At 66.3% G+C, this 24292-nt stretch carries 23 protein-coding genes and 2 rRNA genes; 19 read left to right on the top strand and 6 right to left on the bottom strand.

Going from position 1 to position 24292, the window contains the following annotated elements:
- The 7 genes from RMCB_RS02205 to recN all read left to right on the top strand — a co-directional run.
- Positions 1-212, top strand: a 23S ribosomal RNA gene (locus tag RMCB_RS02205); the annotation flags it as partial.
- Between the two features lie 144 nt (positions 213-356).
- Positions 357-470 (top strand): 5S ribosomal RNA (gene rrf, locus RMCB_RS02200).
- A gap of 139 nt (positions 471-609) precedes the next feature.
- Positions 610-1416 carry a tetratricopeptide repeat protein gene (locus tag RMCB_RS02195; protein WP_072278392.1) on the top strand — a complete coding sequence of 269 codons (807 nt, stop codon included), beginning with the start codon at positions 610-612 and terminating at the stop codon, positions 1414-1416.
- Positions 1417-1493: 77 nt separating this feature from the next.
- Positions 1494-1703 carry a hypothetical protein gene (locus RMCB_RS02190; protein ID WP_062827443.1) on the top strand — a complete coding sequence of 70 codons (210 nt, stop codon included), beginning with the start codon at positions 1494-1496 and terminating at the stop codon, positions 1701-1703.
- 6 nt (positions 1704-1709) lie between these two features.
- A complete protein-coding gene (locus tag RMCB_RS02185) occupies positions 1710-2519 on the top strand; it encodes a TlyA family RNA methyltransferase (RefSeq protein WP_062827447.1) in 810 nt (269 codons plus the stop codon).
- Entirely contained in the window at positions 2516-3439 is a 924-nt protein-coding gene (locus tag RMCB_RS02180; RefSeq protein ID WP_062827442.1) for an NAD kinase, read from the top strand. The genes RMCB_RS02185 and RMCB_RS02180 overlap by 4 nt, the downstream gene beginning before the upstream one ends.
- Positions 3440-3443: 4 nt before the next feature.
- Positions 3444-5207, top strand: a complete 1764-nt coding sequence (gene recN / locus RMCB_RS02175; RefSeq protein ID WP_062827441.1) for a DNA repair protein RecN — start codon at positions 3444-3446, stop codon at positions 5205-5207.
- Positions 5208-5211: 4 nt separating this feature from the next.
- On the opposite strand, the gene RMCB_RS02170 is transcribed toward recN, so the two are convergent.
- Both RMCB_RS02170 and RMCB_RS02165 read right to left on the bottom strand, forming a co-directional pair.
- Complete coding sequence (locus RMCB_RS02170) at positions 5212-6102, bottom strand: pyridoxamine 5'-phosphate oxidase family protein (protein ID WP_062827440.1); 891 nt, start codon at positions 6100-6102, stop codon at positions 5212-5214.
- Positions 6103-6109: 7 nt separating this feature from the next.
- Entirely contained in the window at positions 6110-6571 is a 462-nt protein-coding gene (locus tag RMCB_RS02165; RefSeq protein ID WP_062827439.1) for a VOC family protein, read from the bottom strand.
- 145 nt (positions 6572-6716) lie between these two features.
- On the opposite strand from RMCB_RS02165, the gene RMCB_RS02160 reads away from it, so the two are divergent.
- From RMCB_RS02160 to xerD, 6 genes are all read left to right on the top strand, one after another.
- Positions 6717-7235, top strand: coding sequence for a CGNR zinc finger domain-containing protein (locus RMCB_RS02160; RefSeq protein WP_062827438.1), 519 nt, complete (start codon positions 6717-6719; stop codon positions 7233-7235).
- 100 nt (positions 7236-7335) lie between these two features.
- Positions 7336-8520, top strand: coding sequence for a putative cytokinetic ring protein SteA (gene steA, locus RMCB_RS02155; RefSeq protein ID WP_029374006.1), 1185 nt, complete (start codon positions 7336-7338; stop codon positions 8518-8520).
- Between the two features lie 14 nt (positions 8521-8534).
- Complete coding sequence (locus tag RMCB_RS02150; protein WP_062827437.1) at positions 8535-9473, top strand: copper transporter; 939 nt, start codon at positions 8535-8537, stop codon at positions 9471-9473.
- Between the two features lie 134 nt (positions 9474-9607).
- Positions 9608-11374: a CTP synthase gene (locus RMCB_RS02145; RefSeq protein ID WP_062827436.1), complete on the top strand. Its 1767-nt coding sequence runs from the start codon at positions 9608-9610 to the stop codon at positions 11372-11374.
- The gene (locus RMCB_RS02140; protein WP_029374009.1) at positions 11367-11987 is read left to right on the top strand and encodes an NUDIX domain-containing protein; all 621 of its coding nucleotides are present in this window, start codon (positions 11367-11369) and stop codon (positions 11985-11987) included. The genes RMCB_RS02145 and RMCB_RS02140 overlap by 8 nt, the downstream gene beginning before the upstream one ends.
- Before the next feature lie 47 nt (positions 11988-12034).
- Positions 12035-12961, top strand: a complete 927-nt coding sequence (xerD, locus tag RMCB_RS02135) for a site-specific tyrosine recombinase XerD (RefSeq protein WP_062827446.1) — start codon at positions 12035-12037, stop codon at positions 12959-12961.
- Here the strand turns inward: xerD and RMCB_RS02130 are convergent.
- The 4 genes from RMCB_RS02130 to RMCB_RS35765 all read right to left on the bottom strand — a co-directional run bounded on the left by RMCB_RS02130 (position 12958) and on the right by RMCB_RS35765 (position 17057).
- The gene (locus RMCB_RS02130; RefSeq protein ID WP_062827435.1) at positions 12958-13686 is read right to left on the bottom strand and encodes an O-methyltransferase; all 729 of its coding nucleotides are present in this window, start codon (positions 13684-13686) and stop codon (positions 12958-12960) included. The two genes, xerD and RMCB_RS02130, sit on opposite strands and share 4 nt — an antisense overlap.
- Positions 13687-13730: 44 nt before the next feature.
- Entirely contained in the window at positions 13731-15056 is a 1326-nt protein-coding gene (locus RMCB_RS02125) for an FAD-binding oxidoreductase (protein ID WP_062827434.1), read from the bottom strand.
- A gap of 33 nt (positions 15057-15089) precedes the next feature.
- Positions 15090-16409 (bottom strand): cytochrome P450, encoded by a 1320-nt coding sequence (locus RMCB_RS02120; protein WP_062827433.1) that lies wholly within the window; start codon positions 16407-16409, stop codon positions 15090-15092.
- A gap of 240 nt (positions 16410-16649) precedes the next feature.
- On the bottom strand, positions 16650-17057 hold the full coding sequence (locus tag RMCB_RS35765) for a hypothetical protein (protein WP_131805477.1): 408 nt from the start codon (positions 17055-17057) through the stop codon (positions 16650-16652).
- 637 nt (positions 17058-17694) lie between these two features.
- Here RMCB_RS35765 and RMCB_RS02115 point away from each other — a divergent pair.
- Genes RMCB_RS02115 through RMCB_RS02090 form a run of 6 tightly spaced genes read left to right on the top strand, consistent with a single transcriptional unit; the run spans position 17695 to position 24288 of the window.
- Positions 17695-19455: a thiamine pyrophosphate-binding protein gene (locus tag RMCB_RS02115; protein WP_062827432.1), complete on the top strand. Its 1761-nt coding sequence runs from the start codon at positions 17695-17697 to the stop codon at positions 19453-19455.
- A complete protein-coding gene (locus RMCB_RS02110; RefSeq protein ID WP_062827431.1) occupies positions 19436-20131 on the top strand; it encodes a hypothetical protein in 696 nt (231 codons plus the stop codon). The genes RMCB_RS02115 and RMCB_RS02110 overlap by 20 nt, the downstream gene beginning before the upstream one ends.
- Entirely contained in the window at positions 20131-21165 is a 1035-nt protein-coding gene (locus tag RMCB_RS02105; protein WP_062827430.1) for a ketoacyl-ACP synthase III family protein, read from the top strand. Before RMCB_RS02110 ends, RMCB_RS02105 begins: the two co-directional genes overlap by 1 nt.
- Positions 21162-21431, top strand: coding sequence for a phosphopantetheine-binding protein (locus RMCB_RS02100; RefSeq protein WP_062827429.1), 270 nt, complete (start codon positions 21162-21164; stop codon positions 21429-21431). The genes RMCB_RS02105 and RMCB_RS02100 overlap by 4 nt, the downstream gene beginning before the upstream one ends.
- Positions 21428-23230 carry a fatty acyl-AMP ligase gene (locus tag RMCB_RS02095; RefSeq protein ID WP_062827428.1) on the top strand — a complete coding sequence of 601 codons (1803 nt, stop codon included), beginning with the start codon at positions 21428-21430 and terminating at the stop codon, positions 23228-23230. The genes RMCB_RS02100 and RMCB_RS02095 overlap by 4 nt, the downstream gene beginning before the upstream one ends.
- Positions 23227-24288: a pyridoxal phosphate-dependent aminotransferase gene (locus RMCB_RS02090; RefSeq protein ID WP_062827427.1), complete on the top strand. Its 1062-nt coding sequence runs from the start codon at positions 23227-23229 to the stop codon at positions 24286-24288. The genes RMCB_RS02095 and RMCB_RS02090 overlap by 4 nt, the downstream gene beginning before the upstream one ends.
- Positions 24289-24292: the final 4 nt, after the last annotated feature.

The raw sequence follows: 24292 nt of genomic DNA, 5'->3' as shown, positions 1-24292 counted from the left end.
ACCAGTTGTCCCACCAGGGGCACGGCTGGATAGCCACGTTCGGACAGGATAACCGCTGAAAGCATCTAAGCGGGAAACCCCCTCCAAGACCAGGCTTCTCACCCATCAAGTGGGATAAGGCCCCCCGCAGACCACGGGATCGATAGACCAGACCTAGACACCTAGCAATAGGCGCAGGGAACTGGCACTAACCGGCCGAAAACTTACAACAACCAACAAACACCACAATGTTTGGGTTACCTGTAAGACGCACACCCAAGCCTCGCAACCACACCACACGTCACCCCCCACGGGGGTCACCACACTCCACCACCAAAACACACAAGGTTTGACACCCAGAAACGGGTGAATAGAGTTACGGCGGTCCATAGCGGCAGGGAAACGCCCGGTCCCATCCCGAACCCGGAAGCTAAGCCTGCCAGCGCCGATGATACTACCCACACGGGTGGAAAAGTAGGACACCGCCGAACACACATTAGGAATCGCCCCCCACTTTCGTGGGGGGCGATTCTCATATTTAAATAGCGCATTCACGAATTCGGCGATTATGTCGGCTTCGTGCCTGCCAGTATCCTTGTCCTTTGCGGGAGGGCAGGCAGAAAGGCACACGTGGTCGGAGACAGACAAGGCGGCGGCGAGCGTCGGCCGCGGCGTGCATCGGGCGGCCAAGGTCAGCGCCGGCAGTCAGCTCCGCGCTCGGGCGGTCCGAACCGTGCGCGTGGAGCACAAGAGCGCACCGATGACCAACGGCAATCAGACGTACCGTTGCTCGGTTCCGATATCGAGGCCAAGCAATTGGCGCCGGAGGTCCGGCGGGAACTGATCACTCTCGACAAGGCCACCGCGGATTACGTTGCGCGCCATCTGGTTGCAGCGGGCAATCTGATCGATGAGGATCCCGATGCCGCGCTGGCGCACGCGCGTGCCGCGCGCGGCCGGGCCGGGCGCATCGCCGCGGTCCGGGAAGCGGTGGGCATCGCTGCCTATCACGCAGGTGACTGGGCCCAGGCCCTCGCCGAGCTGCGCGCTGCCCGCCGGATGGGCAGCAAGTCTGCTCTGTTGCCGATGATCGCCGACTGCGAACGTGGTGTTGGACGTCCGGAACGCGCCATCGAGCTGGCCCGCAGTGACGAGGCCGCCGCACTCACCGGTGATGACGCCGACGAATTGCGCATCGTCGTCGCCGGTGCCCGGTCTGATCTGGGTCAGTTCGAACAGGCCCTCGCCATTCTCTCGACGCCGCAATTGGATCCGTCTCAAACCGGCCAAACGGCGGCGCGGCTGTTCTACGTCTACGCCGACACGCTCCTGGCACTCGAACGGACGGACGAGGCGCTGCAGTGGTTCATCAACGCGGCTGCGGCCGACGTGGAGGGCGTCACCGATGCCGAGGACCGGGTCACGGAACTCGCCTGACGTGATGACGCTCGCCCGGCACGCGCGGCGGCGGTGGTCGTTGCCGTCCGCATCCATCGACTAGCGTGACAAGCGCTATGACTACCGATCCAGATCAGGTGCGGTCGCTGGTGGCCGCGGTGCTGGCTCAGCTGCCGGAGATGAGCGACGCAGACGGCGCCGATGTGGCCATCGAGGAGATCGAGGCGGTGGCGTCCCGGCTGGAAGAAGCCCACGGAGTGCTGGTGGCTGCGCTCGAGTCGGTCGACAGAGGTGTGGCCGGCGGCGGCGCCGAGCCCGGTAGGTGAGTGGCGGTGGCTCGTCGAGCTCGTGTTGACGCCGAGCTGGTCAGGCGCGGGCTGGCCCGGTCGCGCCAGCAGGCTGCCGAGCTGATCGCCGCAGGGCGGGTTCGGGTCGACGGCATGCCTGCTGCCAAGCCTGCGACAGCCATCACGGTCGACGCCAACATCGTCGTCGCCGAAAGCCAGGAGCGCAGTTGGGTCTCCCGCGGCGCACACAAACTGATCGGCGCGCTGGACGCGTTCGAGCTGGACGTCTCGGGTCGCCGGTGTCTGGATGCTGGCGCCTCGACGGGAGGATTCACCGAGGTGCTGTTGGACCGCGGGGCTGCCGAAGTCGTCGCGGTGGATGTCGGCTACGGGCAGCTGGCCTGGTCGCTGCGGTCCGATGACCGCGTCCGGGTGATCGAACGGACGAACGTCCGGGAGTTGACGCCTGACGCGATCGACGGGCAGGTGGATCTCGTCGTCGCCGACTTGTCGTTCATCTCCCTGGCGACTGTTCTGCCCGCGCTCACCGCGTGTGCCCGGCCGAGCGCCGATATCGTTCCCATGGTGAAGCCCCAGTTCGAGGTCGGTAAGGATCGCGTCGGGGCAGGCGGGGTGGTGTCCGACCCGCGCTTGCGGGCCGAGGCGGTGTGTACGGTCGCCCGAAAGGCGGCGGAACTGCACTGGCATGCTGTCGGCGTGACGGCGAGCCCACTTCCCGGACCGTCGGGCAACGTCGAGTACTTTCTGCGGCTGCGCGCCGAAACAGATGAGCCGCTGCACGGTGAATCGCTGGAACTGGCGGTCCACCGCGCTGTCGAGGAGGGCCCGCAATGACCTGCGAGCGCACGATACTGCTGGTGGTACACACCGGACGGGAGGAAGCCACCGAGGTTGCCCGCCGGGTTGAAAAAGTGCTGGGCGACAACGGGATCGGCCTGCGCGTGCTCTCGGCCGAAGCCGTCGACCGGGGGCCGCTGCACCTGGCTCCCGACGACATGCGCGCACTGGGCGTCGAGATCGAGGTGGTCGACCCCGACGAACGCGCCGCCGAGGGTTGCGAACTGGTGCTGGTGTTGGGCGGTGACGGCACTTTCTTGCGCGCCGCCGAGTTGGCGCGCAATGTGGAGATCCCGGTGCTCGGGGTCAACCTGGGGCGGATCGGCTTCCTCGCCGAAGCCGAGGCCGAGCACATCGACCATGTACTCGACCATGTCATCCGCCGGGCGTACCGGATCGAGAACCGGATGACGCTCGACGTGTCCGTGCGCGTCGGGAACGACATCATCAACCGCGGCTGGGCACTCAACGAGGCGAGCCTCGAAAAGGGGCCCCGGCTCGGCGTACTCGGCGTAGTTCTCGAAGTGGACGGCCGGCCGGTTTCGGCGTTCGGCTGTGACGGGGTGCTGGTATCCACGCCCACCGGGTCCACGGCATACGCGTTCTCCGCGGGCGGTCCGGTGCTGTGGCCGGACCTGGAAGCGATCCTGGTGGTACCCAACAACGCCCACGCACTGTTCGCTCGGCCGATGGTCACCAGCCCGGATGCGTCGATCGCCATCGAGATCGAGGCCGGCGGTCACGATGCCTTGGTGTTCTGCGACGGTCGGCGGGAGATGGTGATACCGGCCGGCGGCCGGTTGGAGGTCACCCGATGCGGGACGCCTCTGAAGTGGGTACGGCTGGACAGCGCACCGTTTACCGACCGGCTCGTGCGCAAATTCCAATTGCCGGTCAGAGGCTGGCGAGGGAAGTAGGCACGTGCTAGCTGAGATCCGAATCGAATCGCTCGGCGCGATCAGCTCTGCCACCGCCGAGTTCGACCGCGGTCTCACCGTGTTGACCGGTGAGACCGGTACGGGCAAGACCATGGTGGTCACGGGCCTGCATCTGCTCGGCGGTGCTCGCGCCGATGCCACCCGCGTGCGGTCAGGCGCCGACCGGGCCGTCGTCGAAGGACGTTTCAGCACCACCGAACTCGGCGCCGATGTGGCGCTGCGGGTCGACGAGCTGCTCGAATCGTCTGGTGCCGACCGCGACGACGACGGAACGGTGATCGCCGCGCGTTCGGTCAGCCGGGCGGGGCCGTCGCGGGCGTATCTCGGTGGCCGCAGCGTGCCGGCGAAGTCGCTGAGCAGTTTCACCGCAGAAGTGCTGACGCTGCACGGGCAGAACGATCAGTTGCGATTGATGCGCCCGGAAGAGCAGCGCGTGGCGCTGGACCGGTATGCCGACGTCGACAAGCTGTTGGCGCGGTATCGCCGCATCCGCGAGGAATGGCAGCTTGCCCGCAAGGACCTGGTCGACCGTCGGCAACGGGCCCGCGAACTCGCCCAGGAGGCCGACCGGCTCAGCTTCGGGATCAACGAAATCGACGCAGTGGCACCGCAGCCCGGTGAGGACGAGGCCATCGTCGCCGACATCCGGCGGCTCTCGGAGCTGGACGCCCTGCGGGAGGCCGCGCAGACGGCGCGGGTGGCGCTGGCCGGTGCACTCGACGATCCGTCACCGGATGCGGTTTCGGCGACCGACGGTGTGGGACAGGCAAAGTCAGCGCTCGAGTCCACCGATGACGCATCACTTCAGGCGTTGGGCGTGCGGTTGGCCGAAGCGGTGGTGGTGATCAGCGACGTCGCCGCGGAGCTCGGTCATTACCTGGACGAACTGCCCAGTGATGCAAGCACATTGGAGACGAAGCTGGCGCGGCAGGCGGAGCTGCGCACACTGACCCGCAAATACGCGGCCGATATCGACGGTGTGCTGGCCTGGGCCCGCGACGCGGCCGACCGGTTGGCGCAGTTGGACGTGTCGGAGGAGACGTTGGCCACGCTGGAGCGCCGCGTGGGCGAGCTGGAAAGCCAGGTGGTGGCGGCTGCAGGCGAGTTGACCAAAGTCAGGGTCAAGGCCGCCAAGGGTCTGGCCAAGGCGGTGACGGCGGAACTGGCCGGCCTGGCCATGGCCAATGCGATCTTCAGCATCAGCGTGACCCCGATGCCCGCGCGGGCCGACGATTCCTCGCCGGTGACGCTGCCGGATGGCACGGTCGTGCATGCCGGTCATGACGGGGTCGATGCCGTCGAGTTCGGCTTCACCGCGCACCGTGGCGCCGATGTGCTCGCGTTGACCAAGAGTGCGTCGGGCGGTGAGCTGTCGCGCGTGATGCTCGCCCTCGAGGTCGTGCTTTCGGCCTCGGCAGAGGGCACCACGATGGTGTTCGACGAGGTCGACGCCGGTGTGGGCGGGCGCGCTGCAGTGCAGATCGGCCGCCGGCTGGCCCGGTTGGCTCGGACCCATCAGGTCATCGTTGTCACTCACCTCCCACAGGTGGCGGCCTACGCCGACGCCCACCTGCTCGTCGATGCCGGTGACGGGCGGCGCAAGTCCAGTGGCGTGCGGCGTATCGATGACGACGAGCGGGTCGCCGAGCTGGCCAGGATGCTGGCGGGCCTGGGGGAGTCCGACAGCGGCAGAGCCCACGCGAGGGAACTGCTGGAGGCCGCGCAGCAGGAGCGCAGCGCTCCGTAACGCCTCAGGCTGGGTTGGCGGGCGAGAGTTCGGCGGCGCCCCAACGCAACGGGCTCACATTGCTGAGCTCCACTGCTTCGGTGAGCGTGAAGTCGATCCAGCACTGGGCACCGGGTGCGGCAGGCCCGTCCCATACGATCTGCGCGGTGCCGGTCAGCTGAAGAGTGGTACCTGTGTGCCAGTCCGGTATCAGAAGACCGCAGCGGGGACTGGCGCTGATGTTGCCGAGCGTCATGAACATCGAGTTGCCCCGGTAATCCGGCCAGCGCAATCGCGTCGGCGAAAGTACCTGCAGGAAACCGGGATTGCCGCCGCGATGCGACGCGTCGGTGTTCCCTTCGAGGTCGGCGGACCCGATGAAGAACGTATCGCTCGTGGCGATCGTGCTGCGCTGAGCCTCGGAGAGTTCGGCCGCGCGGCGCAGTTGAGGAACGTCGGGCGGCTGCACCGCCTCGACCCGGCGGCGCGTGATGTACTTCGGGCAATTCGAGTACACCTGCTCGGTACGGATGCGAACCCCGCCGCCGGTCGGTTCGGCTGTTCCGTTGACCCGCATCCGCCGTCGCGTCTGCGGCTGGACGGCGAGCAGGCCCACCGGGCGAGTGTGCTGCAGGGCAGCGCGCAGCGGATCGCCGACAGCCGGTTTCCCGTCGATCGTGATGGTTCGCGTGTCGTCGGCACGCACGAAGCCTGGCGGCCCGGCGATCAGGCTGGTCCATATTCGGCCACCGTCGTCGGCTGCGGCCAGCACGATCTGGGGTTGTTCGGCCAGAAAGGCTGCCGCGGCAGCGGGAATCTCGTGGCGGACCATCCGGCCCACGCGCTCTGCGATTGCCGTCTGGCCCATGCGCTGCTGTACCGCGAGCTCGCCCCGGTGATAGAGATCGTTGGCCATGGCCGACTCAGAAGAAGCCGCAGGTGGGAGCCGAGCCGCTGGGCGCCGGGGCGTGCTCTGCGCCGCTGGGTGCGTACACCTCGAGCCGGATGCCGTCGGGGTCGGTGAAGAAGATGCCGCCCGATGCGGTGCCCTCCCCGTGTGCGACGACGCCGTCGTGGGCGAACCGGACGCCGTGCTCTTTGAGGACTGATTCCACCGCCCGCACCGCATCCACGCTCTCGACCTCGAACGACAGGTGGTGCAGGCCAGGCGTATTCGCCGAGAAGGCGCCGTCGCTCTGCTGCCACAGGGTCAGCCGCAAGACGCCCTCGGACCCGAGGAATGCGTACCGGCGCTCGCCGTCGGCACTGATGCCGAGCGGTTCGAAGCCCAGAGCCTGTCGATAGAAGTCGACCGACCGCTCGAGGTCGGTGACGTTGAGGCCGACGTGGCCAGTGGCGAGGCGGGGGGTGACGGCGGTGGTCATCGTGCTCCTCCAAAAGATATAACCGATAAAGCGACATAAGAAGGTTAGGCACAACGTTGATCGGGTGTCAACCGGCTAAAATTATTTCGTTGGTTAGTCGGTCGGGGTCCGGTTCGCGGCGAGAGGAGGCGAGTTAATGTCGGGTATGCGCGATCCGCGCCCTCACCTCGGCGAACCCCTCGCGCTGGACCTGCTGAACACGCGATGGATGTCGAGCGACGGCCCCCAAGATCTGTTGTCCGACGTGGACGGCGTGCGGTGCTGGCTGACCACCAACCACCTCGCCGACCGTTGCGCGGCCGATGAAGATGTTCGCGGGGCACTCCTGGCCGCGCGCGAGGCGATCCTGGCGGTGGTCGAGCACCGGTCCACAGACGCCTTCAATGCCGTGCTCGACCGTGGCCGCATCCGTCGGACGCTCACCGAATCCGGCCCGCAGGAGCTGGCCGACGTGCCGCAGCCATGGCTGGCGGCGTGGCTGGCAGCCGACAGTCTGCTGAGCCTGCTCGCCGAGGCGCCCGATCGCATCAAGCAGTGTGCACACCCCCACTGCATCTTGTGGTTCCACGACACCTCGAAGAACGGCGCGCGGCGGTGGCATTCGATGGCGGTGTGCGGCAATCGAGCGAAGGCTGCGCGGCACTATGCCGCGAAGCGCGATTGAGATCGTTTGGCTGTTACGGATGTGACTAAAGGTCACTTCTGGGGCTGATGTTACGGCGCGCCTCCATGGCTAGCCCGTTGATCCCCGACAGAATCGGCGCATGAAGATGTCAGCGCTGCTTGCCCGCAATGCCAGTTCGCGCCCGGGGATCACGGGAACTGCCCGGGTGGACCGCGACATCGATCGGCTGCTTCGCCGGGTGGGAGCCGGGGACATCGTCGTGCTCGACGTCCAGGATCTCGACCGGATCACCGCAGACGCGCTGGTCGAGGCCAATGTCGCGGGAGTCGTCAACGCGTCCCCCTCGATCTCCGGCCGCTATCCCAACCTGGGTCCCGAGGTGCTGGTAGCCAACGGCGTGGTACTGATCGACGAGGCCGGCCCCGAGGTCTTCAAGAAGATCAAAGACGGCGCTCGCGTGCGGTTGAACAACGGTGGCGTATACGCCGGGGACCGTCGCCTGGCGCTCGGCACCGAGCGCACCGACCACGAGATCCACGACCTCATGCATGAGGCCAAGAGCGGTTTGGTGGCACATCTGGAGGCCTTCGCTGGCAACACCATCGAGTTTATCCGCAGCGAGAGCCCGCTGCTCATCGACGGCATCGGTATCCCGGATGTGGATGTCGACCTGCATCGCAGGCACGTGGTGATCGTCGCCGAGGAACCCAACGCCGCCGCCGACCTGAGGGCCCTCAAGCCGTTCATCAAGGAATACCAGCCGGTGCTCGTCGGTGTCGGCGTCGGCGCCGACGTTCTGCGCAAGGCCGGGTACCGGCCGGCGCTCATCGTCGGCGATCCCGACAAGCTGAGCGTGGAGGTGCTGCGCTGCGGCGCCCAGGTGGTGTTGCCCGCCGATGCCGATGGCCACGCCGCCGGGCTGGAGCGCATCCAGGACCTCGGGATCGGCGCGATGACGTTCCCGGCCGCCGGATCGGCCGCCGACCTCGCCTTGCTGCTGTGCGACCACCACGGCGCGTCGCTGATCGTGACCGCGGGCCATGCCGCCAACATCGAGGAGTTCTTCGACCGCTCCCGGCAGGCCAGCAACCCGTCGACCTTCCTGACCCGGCTGAAGGTGGGGGAGAAGCTGGTCGACGCCAAGGCGGTGGCGACGCTCTATCGCAGCCGCGTCTCCGGCGGTGCCATCGCCCTGCTGGTGCTGGCGATGCTGGTGGCCGTCATCGTCGCGCTGTGGGTGTCGCGGGCCGACACCGCGGTGCTCGACTGGGCGGTCAACTATTGGCACCAGTTCGTCACCTGGGTGCAGGGCCTGGTCAGCTAGTCGACGGTTGAGCTGTGATTTCACTACGCGCACACGCGATCTCATTGGCGGCGGTGTTCCTGGCGCTGGCCATCGGGGTCGCACTCGGGTCGGGACTGCTGTCGAATACGGTGCTGTCCGGTTTGCGTGACGACAAACAGCAGCTCGCGCACCAAATCGACTCGCTCACCGAGGACAAGAACGCGCTCAACCAGAAGCTCACCGCCGCAGGCGAATTCGACGCACAACTGGCCCCGCGGATGGTGCGCGACGCACTCAAGGACAAATCGGTTGTGGTGTTCCGCACGCCCGACGCCGCCGATGGCGATGTCGACGCGATCGCGCGGATCATCGGACAGGCCGGCGGCACCGTCAGCGGCGCGGTGTCCATGACCAACGAGTTCGTCGAGGCCAACTCCGCCGACAAGCTGCTCTCGGTGGTCAACTCGCCCGTCGTGCCCGCGGGAAAGCAGCTCAACACCGTCGCCCTCGACCAAGGCTCGCAGGCAGGCGACCTGCTCGGTATGGCGCTGCTGATCGACAGGAACCCGACGGTCCCCCCGGTCGACGACACACAACGCAACACCGTGTTGACCGCGCTGCGCGATACCGGGTTCCTCACCTACAACGGGCACGTCGGCGCTGCCAACACTGCGGTGATCGTCACGGGAGGGCCGCTCGGCGACGACGGCGGCAACCGCGGCACCACCGTTGCGCGGCTGGCCGCCGGGCTGGCTCCGCACGGATCAGGTGTCGTCCTGGTCGGCCGCGACGGTTCGGCCTCGGGCACCGGCCCGGTCGCTGTGGTCAGGTCCGATGCCGGCCTGACCGCCGCCGTCAGCACCGTCGACGACGCCGACACCAGCGCCGGTCAGATCACCACCGTGCTGGCCCTCGGCGAACTCGCCGGTGGCGGGCGCCCAGGTCAGTACGGCACGGGCCGTGGTGCGGCGTCGGTCACCCTGCCGCAGTAGCAGCCCGGATTCGTTTGCTCCACCGCGGTGCGTCTGCGACAGCATGTCGGCGACGGTGTTAAGGTGAGATTCCGTGGGTCGGCAGGCCCCAGGCCAGTTCGGCGATCCCCTGCCCGTCGTCACGGAGGTTGTTTTTGCCCCCCTTACGCAAGCACCCGCAAACCGCCACCAAGCATCTCTTTGTCACCGGTGGTGTGGTGTCATCGCTCGGAAAGGGTCTGACCGCATCCAGCCTGGGTCAGCTGCTGACCGCGCGGGGACTGCAGGTGACCATGCAGAAGCTCGACCCGTATCTCAACGTCGACCCGGGCACCATGAACCCGTTCCAGCACGGCGAGGTTTTCGTCACAGAGGACGGCGCCGAAACGGACCTCGACGTCGGCCACTACGAGCGCTTCCTCGACCGCGATCTGTCGGGCTCGGCGAATGTGACCACGGGCCAGGTCTATTCGACGGTCATCGCCAAGGAACGCCGCGGTGAGTACCTCGGCGACACCGTTCAGGTGATCCCGCACATCACCGACGAGATCAAGAACCGCATCCTGGCCATGGCCGAGCCCGACGCCCGGGGACAGCGGCCCGATGTGGTGATCACCGAGATCGGCGGCACGGTCGGCGATATCGAATCGCAGCCGTTCCTGGAGGCGGCCCGCCAGGTCCGCCACGACGTAGGTCGCGAGAACGTCTTCTTCCTGCACGTGTCGCTGGTGCCGTACCTCGCGCCGTCCGGTGAACTGAAGACCAAACCCACCCAGCATTCGGTGGCCGCGTTGCGCAGCATCGGTATCACTCCCGACGCGTTGATCCTGCGCTGTGACCGCGACGTGCCCGAACCGCTGAAGAACAAGATCGCGCTGATGTGCGACGTCGACGTCGACGGTGTGATCTCCACGCCCGACGCGCCGTCGATCTACGACATCCCCAAGGTCTTGCACCGCGAGGAGCTCGACGCGTACGTGGTGCGCCGGTTGAACCTGCCGTTCCGGGACGTCGACTGGACGGAGTGGGACGACCTGCTGCGCCGCGTCCACGATCCGCAGGAGACCGTGCGGATCGCCTTGGTGGGCAAGTACATCGATCTCTCCGATGCCTACCTGTCGGTAGCCGAAGCGCTGCGCGCGGGCGGCTTCAAACACCGCGCCAAGGTGGAGATGCGGTGGGTGGCCTCCGACGACTGCGAGACGGACAGCGGAGCCGCGGCGGCCCTGTCCGACGTGCACGGCGTGCTCATTCCCGGTGGATTCGGCATTCGCGGTATCGAGGGCAAGATCGGCGCCATCAGCTATGCGCGCAAGCGTGGGTTGCCGGTGCTGGGACTGTGTCTCGGGCTGCAGTGCATCGTGATCGAAGCTGCGCGGACCGTCGGCATCACCGGTGCGAACTCCGCCGAGTTCGACCCGGCCACCCCCGACCCGGTGATCTCCACGATGGCCGACCAGCAGGACGCGGTGTCGGGTGAAGCCGACCTCGGTGGCACTATGCGCCTCGGTGCCTACCCGGCGGTTCTGCAGGCGGGTTCGGTGGTCGCTCAGGCCTACGGTGCCACCGAGGTGTCCGAGCGGCACCGCCACCGCTACGAGGTCAACAACGCCTACCGGGATCGCATCGCCAAGAGCGGTCTGCGATTCTCGGGCACCTCGCCCGACGGTCACCTGGTCGAGTTCGTCGAATACGCGCCCGAGATCCATCCGTTCCTCGTGGGCACCCAGGCGCACCCGGAGCTCAAGAGCAGGCCTACCCGGCCGCACCCGCTGTTCGCGGCGTTCATCGGCGCGGCGCTGGCCTACAAGGCCGAGGAACGCCTGCCCGGCATGGACCTGCCCGAGTCGTACAACGAGGACACCGACGCCGCCGACGAGTCGCTGAACACCTCACTGGAGACATCGGAAATCCGTGGCTGAACACGACTTCGAGACGCTCGCAAGCGAAACCGTTTACGTCGGAAAGATTTTCGCCCTGCGGGCCGATGAGGTCAGCATGCCGGGCGGCGGATCGGCGCGGCGTGAGGTGGTCGAGCACTACGGTGCGGTGGCGGTGGTCGCTCTCGACGACGACGGAAATGTGGTGCTGGTGTACCAGTACCGGCACCCGCTGGGCCGGCGACTGTGGGAGTTGCCCGCCGGACTGCTGGATCTCGGTGGGGAACCACCTCAGGTCACCGCGGCCCGCGAGCTCGAGGAGGAAGTCGGCCTGGTCGCCGAGAACTGGCGTGTCCTCGTCGATCTGGACTCCACGCCGGGGTTCTCCGACGAGAGCGTGCGGATCTTCCTGGCCACCGGTTTGAGTCACACCGACCGGCCGGAGGCGCACGACGAAGAAGCCGACATGCGGGTGGAACGGGTTCCTTTGGCGCAGGCGGTGTCCCGGGTGTTCTCCGGTGAGATCGTGAATTCCATTGCGGTGGCGGGGATTCTGGCCGCCCACACGATGGCGGATATGGATTCGTTGCGGTCGGTCGACGCACCGTGGACCGACCGGCCGACGGCATTTCGGCGGCGCAAAGGCCTGCAGTGACGCTGTCGTCTCCTCTGCGCGCAAGCGGCTCTGCCGCGCCGACGGTGCTGGAGACCCAGATCCGCAGTTACCTCGACCATTTGACGGTCGAACGGGGAGTCGCGGCCAATACGCTCAGCTCGTATCGGCGTGACCTGCGTCGCTATGCCGAGCATCTGCACCGGTGCGGCATCGAAGACCTGGCCAAGGTGGCCGAGTCCGACGTCAGTGACTTCCTGGTCGCGTTGCGTCGTGGTGACCCGGACGCCGGTCAAGCCGCGCTCTCGGCGGTGTCGGCGGCGCGGGCGGTGGTCGCGGTCCGCGGCCTGCACCGGTTCGCCGCCGCCGAAGGCCTCACCGAGGTCGATGTAGCCCGGGAGGTTCGGCCGCCCACTCCCAGCCGCAGGTTGCCGAAGAGCTTGACGCTCGACGAGGTGCTCGCGCTGTTGGAGGCCGCCGGTGGCGAGAGTGAAGCGGACGGTCCGCTGACGCTGCGCAACCGCGCGCTGCTGGAATTGCTGTACTCGACCGGGGCTCGCATCTCCGAAGCGGTCGGGCTCGACGTCGACGACGTCGACAGCCACAACCGGTCGGTGCTGCTGCACGGTAAGGGCGGCAAGCAACGGCTGGTCCCGATCGGCCGACCGGCGATCAGCGCCCTCGACGCCTATCTGGTGCGCGGTCGGCCCGATCTGGCCCGCCGCGGTCGCGGCACCCCCGCGATCTTTCTCAATGCCCGCGGCGGTCGGCTGTCACGCCAGAGCGCCTGGCAGGTGCTGCAGGACGCCGCCGAGCGAGCGGGGATCACGTCCGCGGTGTCGCCGCACACGCTGCGGCACTCGTTCGCAACGCACCTGCTCGACGGCGGCGCCGACGTCCGCGTCGTTCAGGAACTCCTCGGGCACGCTTCGGTGACCACCACGCAGATCTACACCATGGTCACCGTGCACACTCTGCGCGAGGTATGGGCCGGTGCGCACCCGCGGGCCCGTTAGCTGAGGAGTTCGGACTCCAGCATCACATCGCGCAGCAGGGTCTGGTATTCGCCGTGGGTCTTGTGTTCGACCGTGTTCCACCGCACGCCTTGTTCGGCGCGCATGTACGCCAGGTAGTCCGGGGCACCGGGAAGTTTGACGTTGTCGGCGACCACGATCGCTCCACAGCCGCTGTTGCTTCTCGCGTCCGCAGAGCGCAGCCAACCGCGGTCCAGCACACTGCGCAGGTCGGCCAGATAGGCGCTCTTGTCATGGTCGATGAACATGAAATCGAGTGTGCCCGGACCGAATCCGTAGTCTGCGAGCGCATCCAGGGTGGCCCCGCCGTCGCCGATGGTCCCCACCACACACGTGATGCGGTCGGCCAGTCCGGCGTGCGCCCAGATCGTGCGGGCGATCTCGGCGTTCGCCGCGGCCAGTTCGATCGAGAACACCCGTGCCGCAGGCGCCGCCCGGGCGATCCGCAGGGCGCCGTATCCGCAGTAGGTGCCCAGTTCCAGCGCGAGCCGTGGTTCCGCGCGGGCCACCGCGGCGTCGAGCAGCGCGCCCTTCTCGTCGCCCACGTTGATCAGGAACGATTCCTCGTAGGCGAAGCGGTCCATGGTCGCGATGACGTCGTCGGGATCGCCGGGACGCGCGTTGGCCACCACGTACCGGGCCGCGGCGGCTTCCCGGCCATCGCCGATCTGGCCGATGGTGAAGATGTTGCGCTGGTGTAATGCCATGCGCCAAAAGGAGGTTCGGAGAAATGGAGCGTGGCGCTGCCAGCTCACAACCGCCCCATCCAGCTGTTGAACAGCCCTTCCGGATCGTATTTGGCGCGCAGTATGTCCAGCCGCGCCATGTTCTGATCGGTGGCGAACCGGGCGGGTCGCCTGCCGAGGTTCTCGTCTGCCAAGCCGACCCCTGTGGCCAGGTGCGCCATGGCCGCCATGTTGTCCCGGGGCCAGTCGCGGTAGCGCTCGTCATCGGCTGGGTCTGGCCACACGGCGTAGAGCGCCATGTTGATCTCATCTTCCAGCCCGTAGAACAACTCTTCCCGCGCCGGCGACGGGCTCCAGTTGTACATCAGGAAGTGTGACGGTGGTGGCGGCATCGTCTCGATGATCCGGTGAATGCCAGGCAGCAGATCCTCGGCCGAGGCCGACGTCCACATGTTGTCGGCGACATAGCGGTGCCCGGTGGGATAATTGCTCATCACCGCGCCGTACCATCCGGCCAAATCAGTTGTGGTGTAGGGGATCTTGACGATTGCGCGGTCGACGGCCGGGCAGCTGGACAGGATCGACAGGGCGGCTTCTGCCTCGGCTTCGGTGTCGGCGAACGCCGGCGAGGCCACCACGATGGTCGGGTGTTCGAGCCCCAAGGCGGGCAGATTGCGTGACGTGATGATCTGCAGTTCCACCCGGTCGTCGATCTCCGGGCTGATCCGACGCGCCCAGGTGAAGACGTCGTCGAGCACTTCGACGGGGTAGATGTACAGACAGCTGCCGCAGACCGCCGGACGGGGATGCAGTTGAAGATGAAAGGCGGTCACCACCGCGAAGAACCCCGGGCCCGAACCGCGTGCGGCCCAGAACAAGTCGGAGTTCTCGTCGGCGTCGCAGTACATCCGCTGGCCGTCGGCGGTGACGACGTCGATTCCGATGACGCTCTCGCATGCCGGCCCGACCACTTTGCTGTTCCAGCCGTATCCGCCCTGCAGTAGATACCCGCCGAGGCAGATACCCTCGCAGTGCCCGGCGGGGAAGAACAGGCCGAGTTTGTCGAGTTCGGCAGCCAGCTCGCTGCCGATCTTTCCGGGCCCGACCACGGCGGACATGCGGTCGGCGTCGATCACGCAGTGATCGAGGCGGCTGACGTCGAGCAGTGTGCCACCGTCGCGCAGGTGACTGGCCGCCCAGCTGTGTCCGCCCGACACGATGCTGATGTGCCCGTGCGCACCGGTGACCGTGGCTACGACGTCGTCGACGTCGTGGGCCTGAACGATCAGGTCGGGATAGCGGTCGGGCACCAGACCGTTCCAGACGGTGGCCCGACGTGCCTCTTCATAGCCGTCGGCGCCTCGACGGAACTGCCGTGCGTCTGTTGACATTTCACCTCCAGTACCGGCGGCGGACGGGTGGACTCAATAGCGATCGATCACGTCGAGGGTGACCTCGCGTGCCGGCGCGACGGCGATTCCCCGCGCCACGCTGCGTGGCGCGGGTCGGGCGCGGTCTCGCGCCGGCATCCGCAGCTCCAATGTCTTCATGATGGTCGCAATCGCGATGGAAAGTTCGGAGTTCGCAAATGCTGCACCGATGCAGCGCCGGTAGCCACCGCCGAACGGGGCGAACTCGAACGGCGAGACGCGCGCGTCGAGGAATCGTTCGGGACGGAACAGCTCGGGGTCGGTCCAGATGTCCGGGTTGAAATGCAAGGCATACAAGGCTATTCCGACGACATCGCCAGGGGAGCAGTCGACACCGCTGACGGTCAGGGGCTCGGTCAGCCTGCGCAGCACGATCGGCACCGGCGGGTGCATGCGCAAGGCCTCCTTGATGACCGCAGCCAGGTACGGCAACCCGGCCATCTCGGCAGGGGTATGCGCTTGGGCCACCTCCTCGGTGACCCGTTTCCGCAGCGCCTCGTCGCGGTAGATGTGGTAGAGCGCCCACACCATCGACGTCGCGGTGGTCTCGTGGCCCGCGGCGAGCAGTGTCCTGAGCTGATCATGCATGGCCGCTCCGTTGCGTCCCCGCCCGCAATCGTCGGTCGCCGACAACAGCACGTCGAGCATGTCGGCGCCGGCGAGGCCGCTGCGTGCCCGGCTGTCCATGTCGTCCGTGAGCAGCCGGTCGAGGTCGTCGCGCAGCCGTAGCAAGCGAGCCCACGGGCCGTGGCCGCCGAGTTCGCGGCGCAGTGCGGGAACCAGCATCAGAGGTGCGGTGTTGGCCCGCATCAATGCGGTGATTGCCTGGGTGTACATGGCGCGCCGGTCGGGCTCGGCGACACTGAACACCACCCGGATGGCGATGTGCAGGGTGACGGCGATAGCCAGCTGGCGCACGGCGATCGTGTTCCCGGGCCGTACGTCGCGGATCTCCTCGCATGTCGCCGAGGCGATGATGTCGCTGTACTTCTTGACCCGCTCGCCGTGGAACGCCGGCATCAGGAGGCTGCGTTCACGGTGGTGCTGTTCGCCGGACAGCAGGATCAGCGATCCTGGCCCGACGACGGGCTCGATGGGGTTCGGAGTGGGTGCCTCGCACTGGGCTGCGGGCATCGTGAGGATGTCGCGTGCGGCATCGGCGGTGCCGAAGAATTTCACCTCTCCGAGACCCGGAAAGGCCAGTACGAAGGGGCTGGGACCAGCGGCGTGACGGTGGAAGAACCCAACCGGATCGACCCCGGCGGCGGCCGCGCGGAGCAGTCCGGCGGGCGACTTGATCAACTGAGTCGGCATTGCCGCAACCTTCCGTACATGGTTTGGCAACGATCCGCATGATTGCGAAACCGTCTCATTTCGGTCACACGCTGGTGCTCAGTGTTGGGCTGCCGGGTGGTACTGGTCGGAGGTAGCCGGAATGGACGCGAAATTGCGTGATGGTTACGGACTTTGCGCGTATCGATGGCTCCTTCGGCGCAGTGTCCGGTGCCGGGGCGCCTCGCCCGAACAACGTCGGCTTCGTCGGGGTTTTCGCAGCTAGCGGCGCCAGTCGAGGGCTTCGAGCAGCTTCCGCCCGTCATGCCTGGGCGTGTTCGGCGGGCGCGGCCCGATGTTTGGCGCGCGCGTACGGGTCCGGCTGTCGTTCGACAGTTGGCCATGACGGCCGAGTTCGCGGAATTCGCCGCTGATTTCGGGTATGTAATAGCGGGAATAATTTTCATTCCGGTTAATATCGTTTGTTTTGCGGGATTCGCCAAAATTAACGTGAGAAATGGTGAATTTGCGCCGGGAAGTGCGAGAGCTGATGAATGCATAATAGGTGTCTGCATTTCCCTCAACTTCCGCTCTCGGATTGCCCGATCGGGCAACTGCGGTGATTTGCGAGATACAGGATGGCACACGTGTGCCACGTCGGGCAATCGTTAAGTCAGCAAATAAGTGCATGACATGGAGCCTTGCCCTTTCGGGCGGCCCTTCGGCTTGGCATGCCGGGTGTCAGTAGTTCGCTCTACGGGGCAAGCACGCGCCAACTGTGCTAACGGCCGCGCGGTGGGTACCCGTCAAGACGTCGTCCGAAACTGGGTCATTAATTTGAATCTGCACAGAAATTGCTGAAAACGCCCTGCGCAGATGGTGTGTCAACGGCCAGGGCCCCGCGCCGCGTGCGGTGTCGGGACCGTCCGCACGAGGATCGTCGGCACTGGTCGAAACGGTTCAGCGCGGACTGCTGTCTCGTTGCGAGAATCTCAACGGGTCGATGTTTGCGTCCGCAAATAGATCGCCGTATCCAGTGCTCAGCGCCTGTTCCAGCGCATGTGTGAAGTGCCCCTTGTTTAGTCGGTCCCTGTCCCGGGAAGTATTGCTACCGATAGGTAAAGCGCCAGCTCTACAGCTTGGCCCACTGATCTTGAAAGGAACAGCTTCCTACCAGTTCTTTGCACGCGAAACAATCGGAATGCCGACGCTGTGTTTTCCCTTATCTCTGCCTGCATTGCGTTGTATGTTGTTGCTCTCCGCGACGTCGCGAACGGGGATCGTGACTGCCGCCGTTTGTTTCACATCGCTGACCCGAGGGTGAAATATGACAGCTTCAGTAAGGGGCGTATCTGAACGTCCAACGGTGTACCGAGTCGTCGACCACATCGTCGACTATCTGGCAGCCGGCGGGGTGTCCCATATCTTCGGCGTCGACGGCGCCAACATCGAAGACTTGTACGACGCCGCATACTTCTGTGACGGGATCACCGCGGTGCTCGCCAAGCACGAATTCTCCGCGGCGACCATGGCCGATGGATACAGCCGCAGCGGAGCAGGTCTCGGCGTTGTCATGGCCACTTCGGGTGGGGGCTGCCTGAACTTGATCCCCGGGCTCGGCGAATCGCTCGCGAGCCGGGTCCCGGTACTGGCCCTCGTGGGTCAGGCGCCCACCGCCCTCGATGGCCGCGGCAGCTTCCAGGACACCAGCGGGCGCGCAGGTTCGCTGAACGCCGAGGCGCTGTTCGGCTCGGTCTCGGTGAGCTGTGAACGCGTGCTGCGGCCCGCAGACATCGTCACCGCACTACCCCGGGCCATCGCCGCAGCGCGCAGCGGCGGTCCTGCCGTACTGCTTTTGCCCAAGGACATTCAGCAACAACCGCTGGGGTTCAGCGGTCCCAAGTCACACAACGGTCAGGCGCTCGGACAACGACAGGTAGGAGACCCGCATCCGTTGGTGCGCGCTCTGCGCAAGGCGCACGGGCCGATCACCATCATCGCGGGCGAGCAGGTGGCCCGCGACGACGCGCGCGCCGAACTCGAACAGCTACGTTCGGTCCTGCGGGCACGCGTCGCCTGTGTTCCCGACGCCAAGGATGTCGCGGGCGTTCCCGGTATGGGATCGTCGTCAGCGCTGGGGGTCACCGGGGTGATCGGCCATCCGGGAACGGTCGACGCGGTCGCGCAGAGCGCTGTGTGTCTGTTGGTCGGAACCCGGATGCCGGTGATGGCCCGAACCGGGCTGGATGCGGCGCTCGGTGCGACTCACACGTTGTCGATCGGATCGGCCCCGCCGTACCTGCCGTGCACCCACGTGCACACCGAAGATCTGCGGTCGTCGCTCAACCGACTCACCCGCGCGCTCACCGGCCACGGCAGGCCGCTCGGCGTGCGAGTGCCGGATATCGTGCCGCACAACGAACTTGCCCCACCGTGGTGTTCCGACGAGGGGGTGCGCTACCGCGACGCCATGCTCGCGCTCGACCAGGCCTTACCGGACGGGGTGAACATCGTCGTCGACGCAGGCAACACCGGTGCTTCCGCGGTCCACTATCTGCCGGTGCGGCGCGGTGGTCGGTTCATCGTCGCGCTGGGCATGGGTGGCATGGGCTACAGCTTCGGCGCGGGGATCGGCATGGCGTTTGCCGGTGGCAAGCGGACGGTGATCATCGCAGGCGACGGGTCCTTCTATATGCACGGCCTGGAGTTGCACACCGCCATCCAGCACCGCCTGCCGGTGACCGTGGTGCTGTTCAACAACAACGCCCACGCCATGTGCGTGACTCGTGAGCAGCTGTACTACGACGACCTCTACAGCTACAACCGGTTTTCGCCCAGTCGGCTCGGCGCCGGTCTGGCGGCGATGTTCCCGGGCCTCGCCGCCACCGATGTCACCGCCATAGACCGACTGCCCGCCGCGCTCGCCGATGCGTTGGACACCGACGGTCCGTCGGTCGTCAGCATCGAATGCTCGGCGGACGAAATCCCGCCGTTTGCACCGTTTCTCACCGCGATCGGTGCTCCCGCAGCCCAGAACAGCACATCAACAGAACAGGAGGGCACGGTCAATGTCCCTGCCAGCGCTTGACGATATCGCCACCCATTCCGGCAGCTCCGAAGCCATTCCCGGGGTCCACCGCATCGAGACTTCGCCGCGGGACAAGGCGACCCCGATCATTCTGGAGATGATGCACTCGGTCTATCCCCACGACCAGGTGTTCGGTGAATACTGCACGGTCAACGACTACATCGATTGCCCGCCCGACGAGCTGTACGAGTACCTCTCCGACACCCGGTGTCTCGAGGAATGGACGTACAGTCTGCGCGGTTTCGAGGAGACCGCCGAGCCGGGCCTGTGGCTGGCGTGGGACAAGCTGGGCTCGGAGACCGAGATCTACACCAGGACCGTGGCCAACCCAGCGGCCCGGACCGTGGATTACCACTGCGCGTGGGATCAGGGCAAGCACCTGTGGATGATCTATCTGATGCGGGTCGTCGACGCGCAGCTGGTGCTCAACAAGCCGGGATCGGTTGTGCTGTGGACCAATTGCCATCATCCGTTCTACGACCACAACCCCTATCCGGAGACGGCGCCGGCCGGTCGGCCGGTGTGGGTCGGTGACTTCTGGGACATGTTCGGTGCGGGGCATCTGCTGGAGCTGCGGAATCTGAAGGCCATCGCCGAGTACCGGTACCACAACGGGCTGCCCATCACCCCCGATTGGATGCGGGAGTCCAACCGGCACAAGACAAGTGTCGGCTGATGGTGAGGACCACTCGTACCCCGGCCGTCAGCCTGCTCGACGTCGCGACCTATCTGCCGGAGAACCGCGTGCCGGCTCAGTGGTATGCCGACCACGCGGAATCCGATACATTGCGCGACAATCCGATGTTCGCGCCGCCCGAGTACCGCCATCATTCGGCACTCGAGGAATCCAACGTCGACATGATCGAGCGGGCCGTGTCGGCGCTGACGGCCAGACATGGCAAAGGCATGCTCGACGACGTCGACATCCTGCTGACCCATTCGCAGATGCCCGATCTGCCGATCGTCGGTGCGGGCGGGGAGACGGCTGCCCGGTTGGGCATCAAGCCCAAGTGGATCCTGGACGTGCACAACGGTGGCTGCGCCGCATTCGTGTACATGCTCAGCCTCGCGCGCCAGCTGCTGTGGTCCGGGGCCGGCCGTACCGCGTTGATTGCCGCTTCGGTCAACGCCGCAGGCAAGATCTTCGAACAGGATCAGGTCGTCAAGCTCGCGCAGGCCTCGGTTCCCGGGGACGGCGCCGCGGTGGGCTTGGTCGCGCTCTCCGATCAATCACCGGTACTCGACATCGAATGCCGATTCTTCGGCGAGAACGCGGTCGACATGACCCTCGACACCGATCCGCCGCGGAAGTGGTGGGAGGCCGGACCGGGTCAGGGCTACGTCGGGTTCAACGAGGCCAAGATCATGAAGGTCCTCTCGCGCGGCAATCGCCAAGTCCCGCAGGTGGTCAAGGCGGTGTGCGAGCGGATCGGGGTGAAATCCAACGACCTCGACCTGTTGGTGACCAATCAGCCCAATCGTCTGCTGCTGCGCAACTGGGACGAAGCGCTTGAACTGCCGCGCGAGCGGCATCGTGACACCTTCGGGCAGTGCGGCAATCTCTTCGCGGTCGGCATACCGGCAAATTTGGAGGCCGCGATCAACGACGGCGCGGTCAACAGCGGCGATGTCGTGATGATGGCGGGCTTCGCCCACGCCGGCGACTTCGCCGGTGCCGCCGCCATCCAATGGGGCGGGAGGCCACAATGACATCTCCTACGGAGCAGGCGCCGAGTCTGGCGGCCGTAACCGACGACATCATCGCGATGATCCGCGCGGAGATGCCGATTCCCAATCTGACGGCGGAATCCTCGCTGCTCGACGGCGGATTGGATTCACTGCGGGTGATGTCGCTGGTTCTGCGGATCGAGAACCGCTGGGAGATCGACCTGGACGCCGACGACGCCGACGAGCTGCTGACCGTCGGAGACCTCGGTCGACTCGTGCTGCGGCGCATCACGGAGAAGCAGTCATGAAAGGCCCGGACGCCGTAGTCCCGAAGCATGACACGCTTCCCGCCGCTCTTGCGGCTGCGGCGCACACCGACCTGAGCCTGTTCTTCGTCAACGCGAAAGAGCAGGACCAGCAGGTGCCCAAGGCGCTGGTCCACGAGCGGGCGCTGTCGATAGCCGCGGATCTGATGAAACGTGGTGTGCGAAAGGGGGATCGGGTCGCGCTGGTATTGCCGACGTGTCCCGCGTTCGTCGAGAGCTTTTTCGGGGTGCTGTGCGCGGGTGCCGTTCCCGTGCCGCTGTACCCGCCGGTCCGGTTGGGCAAGATGGACGAATACCACCGTAGGACCACGGCGATGTTGCAGTCGGTCGACGCGGCGCTGGTGGTGACCGACGACCGCATCCGCCGGTTTCTCGGTGTCGCGGTGGAGGCGGCGGCGCCTCGGCTGGGCTGCGTGACCGCAGCGGATCTGGGGGGTGTCGACGCCGACCAGGTCGAGGTGGCGCCCGACGACGTCGCGTTGATCCAGTTCTCTTCGGGCACAACGCACGACCCCAAGCCCGTGGCACTGACCCACCGCAACCTGTTGTCCAACCTCGCCTCGATCGACAGCCGTCTCGCGGAGGAGGGGACCACCACCCCGGTGGGCGTGTCCTGGCTGCCGCTCTACCACGACATGGGTTTGATCGGGAATCTGTTGTCGGCGTTCTATATCGAGGCGTCGCTCGTGCTGCTGCCGCCCGAGTTGTTCGTCACCACGCCTGCCTCCTGGCTGCGGGCCATCTCGCGCTATCGGGGCACGTATTCGGCGGCTCCCAACTTCGCGTTCAACCTGTGCGTCAACCGGATCAAGGACGAAGAGCTCGAAGGGGTGGACCTGTCGTCGTGGAGTGTGTGTTTCAACGGCGCGGAATCCGTCGTGGCCGCCGTGCAGCGCAGGTTCGGCGAGCGGTTCTCGCGATGGGGTTTCGATCCTCTGGCGTTGACGCCCTGTTACGGGATGGCCGAGGCCTCCCTGGCCCTGACCTTCAAGCCTTCCAGGACGGCCTTCAGAACCTTTGGCGTGGAAGCCGACACCCTGGCCTACTCGGGACGCGTTGCGCCGGGACGCAAAGAGCTCGTCAGTGTGGGCCGGCCACTGGCCGGGGTCGAGATCGAGATCCGTGACGACATGTCACGGACGATGGAGGCCGACAAGGTCGGCGGTATCTTCGTCAAGGGTCCGAGCGTGATGGCCGGGTACTTCGGCAGGCCCGATCTCACCGACCAGGCCTTGCACGAGGGCTGGCTTGACACCGGCGATCTCGGTTTCGTCCATGACGGCGAGCTGTACGTGTGCGGGCGTGCCAAGGACACGGTGATCATCCGGGGCGCCAACCACGCACCCCAGGATTTCGAGGCAGCGCTGGACGGGCTGCCCGGGGTACGGACCGGCTGTGCGGTGGCGGTCGGCTTTCTTCCGGAAGGCGAGGAGGAGGAATCGCTGGCCTTGCTGGTGGAGACCACCTCCGAGGCACCGCCCAGCCTCGCCGGCGACGTATCCAAGCGGGTGTGGGAGCGCACCGGCATCCTGGCCAGTCATGTGGAGCTGCTCGCACCGGGAACGCTGCCGCGGACGTCGAGCGGAAAACTGCGCCGGCGCGAATCGGCCAGGCAATGGCAGGCCGGCGCCCTCGCCGCGCCCAAGAAGGTGTCCGCCATGCGGTTGATGTGGTACGCGGCCAAGGGCCAGGTTTCCCTTGCCAAGGCCACCTATACCCGGCTGTCCGCCAACAAACGACCGGCTGATCGCGCTGTGGGCGCGGGTGGGAGGGAATCATGACTGTGGTCGCTGAATCGCGTCCGTTGCCGCGCGTCACCAAGCTTCCGCTGAACGCCGACATCGGTGCCCTGCCAATGGCCGTGGACCCGATGGCATTGTCGCTCAACGAGAATCCGTTCCCACCGCTTCCGGCTGTGCGGTCCGCGCTGATCGAATCGATCGATGCGGCCAACCGATATCCGGAGTTCCTGCCCGAGCGGTTGCGCCACCTCATCGCCGATCACATCGGGATCTCCGATGAACAGGTCATCCTCGGGCCTGGCGCGACCGGTGTCATGCTGCAGGTGCTGCATGCCATCACCGACCCGGGCAACCGGATCGTCTTCGCGGATCCGACCTTCGAGGGGTACGCGATCATCTCGGCGATGGTCCGGATCTCGCCGATCAAGGTGCCGCTCAACAGTTTCGGCCGCCACGATCTGGATGCCATGGCCGATGCGGCATCGGAGGCCAAGGTGGTGGCGATCTGCCGGCCGCACAATCCCACAGGCACCGTGGAATCCGCGGCCAAACTGGACGCCTTCCTGCAACGGATCCCCACCGACACGGTTGTGCTGATCGACGAGGCCTACGCGGAATTCATCGGCCCCGATCACCGCATCGACTCGGTCGATCTGGTGCGCAGGTTCCCCAATGTCGTTGTGATCCGTACCTTCTCCAAGGCATACGGGCTCGCCGGCCTGCGCATCGGGTATGCCTTCGGCTCTCGCGAACTGGCCGCCAAACTGTGGGCGATGCAGCTGCCGTTCGGCATGAGCACCACCAGCCTGGTTGCGGTCGCCGCCTCGTATCGAGCGGAATCTCAACTGCGGCAGCGGATCCGGCTGCTCACCTCGGAACGCCGCAACCTGCAGTCACGGTTGCGGGGGATGGGGATCGCCAGCACCGAGGCGCACGCCAACTTCATCTACCTCCCCGCGAACGGCGTCCCGTGGCACGACGTGTTCGACGACGCGGGGGTGCGGGTCAAGCATTACCCCGACGGTGGCGTGCGCGTCACCATCGGCGGAAGGTCATCCACCGGGGCGGTCCTGGCCGCGCTGCGGAACAAGCTCTAGGAGG

It is taken from the genome of Mycolicibacterium brisbanense (assembly GCF_001570425.1).
GTDB classification, from domain to species: Bacteria; Actinomycetota; Actinomycetes; order Mycobacteriales; family Mycobacteriaceae; genus Mycobacterium; species Mycobacterium brisbanense.
This window is presented reverse-complemented; position numbering and strand designations above follow the sequence as displayed.

Excerpts from the sequence above, each read along its gene's own strand:
- RMCB_RS02170 (WP_062827440.1), bottom strand. The coding sequence starts at position 6,102 with ATGGCCAACGATCTCTATCACCGGGGCGAGCTCGCGGTACAGCAGCGC.
- steA (WP_029374006.1), top strand. The coding sequence starts at position 7,336 with ATGAAGATGTCAGCGCTGCTTGCCCGCAATGCCAGTTCGCGCCCGGGG.
- RMCB_RS02165 (WP_062827439.1), bottom strand. The coding sequence starts at position 6,571 with ATGACCACCGCCGTCACCCCCCGCCTCGCCACTGGCCACGTCGGCCTC.
- RMCB_RS02180 (WP_062827442.1), top strand. The coding sequence starts at position 2,516 with ATGACCTGCGAGCGCACGATACTGCTGGTGGTACACACCGGACGGGAG.
- RMCB_RS02190 (WP_062827443.1), top strand. The coding sequence starts at position 1,494 with ATGACTACCGATCCAGATCAGGTGCGGTCGCTGGTGGCCGCGGTGCTG.
- RMCB_RS02095 (WP_062827428.1), top strand. The coding sequence starts at position 21,428 with ATGAAAGGCCCGGACGCCGTAGTCCCGAAGCATGACACGCTTCCCGCC.
- RMCB_RS02130 (WP_062827435.1), bottom strand. The coding sequence starts at position 13,686 with ATGGCATTACACCAGCGCAACATCTTCACCATCGGCCAGATCGGCGAT.
- RMCB_RS02160 (WP_062827438.1), top strand. The coding sequence starts at position 6,717 with ATGCGCGATCCGCGCCCTCACCTCGGCGAACCCCTCGCGCTGGACCTG.
- RMCB_RS35765 (WP_131805477.1), bottom strand. The coding sequence starts at position 17,057 with ATGCACTTATTTGCTGACTTAACGATTGCCCGACGTGGCACACGTGTG.
- RMCB_RS02090 (WP_062827427.1), top strand. The coding sequence starts at position 23,227 with ATGACTGTGGTCGCTGAATCGCGTCCGTTGCCGCGCGTCACCAAGCTT.
- RMCB_RS02105 (WP_062827430.1), top strand. The coding sequence starts at position 20,131 with ATGGTGAGGACCACTCGTACCCCGGCCGTCAGCCTGCTCGACGTCGCG.
- RMCB_RS02110 (WP_062827431.1), top strand. The coding sequence starts at position 19,436 with ATGTCCCTGCCAGCGCTTGACGATATCGCCACCCATTCCGGCAGCTCC.
- RMCB_RS02120 (WP_062827433.1), bottom strand. The coding sequence starts at position 16,409 with ATGCCGACTCAGTTGATCAAGTCGCCCGCCGGACTGCTCCGCGCGGCC.
- RMCB_RS02100 (WP_062827429.1), top strand. The coding sequence starts at position 21,162 with ATGACATCTCCTACGGAGCAGGCGCCGAGTCTGGCGGCCGTAACCGAC.
- RMCB_RS02125 (WP_062827434.1), bottom strand. The coding sequence starts at position 15,056 with ATGTCAACAGACGCACGGCAGTTCCGTCGAGGCGCCGACGGCTATGAA.
- RMCB_RS02115 (WP_062827432.1), top strand. The coding sequence starts at position 17,695 with ATGACAGCTTCAGTAAGGGGCGTATCTGAACGTCCAACGGTGTACCGA.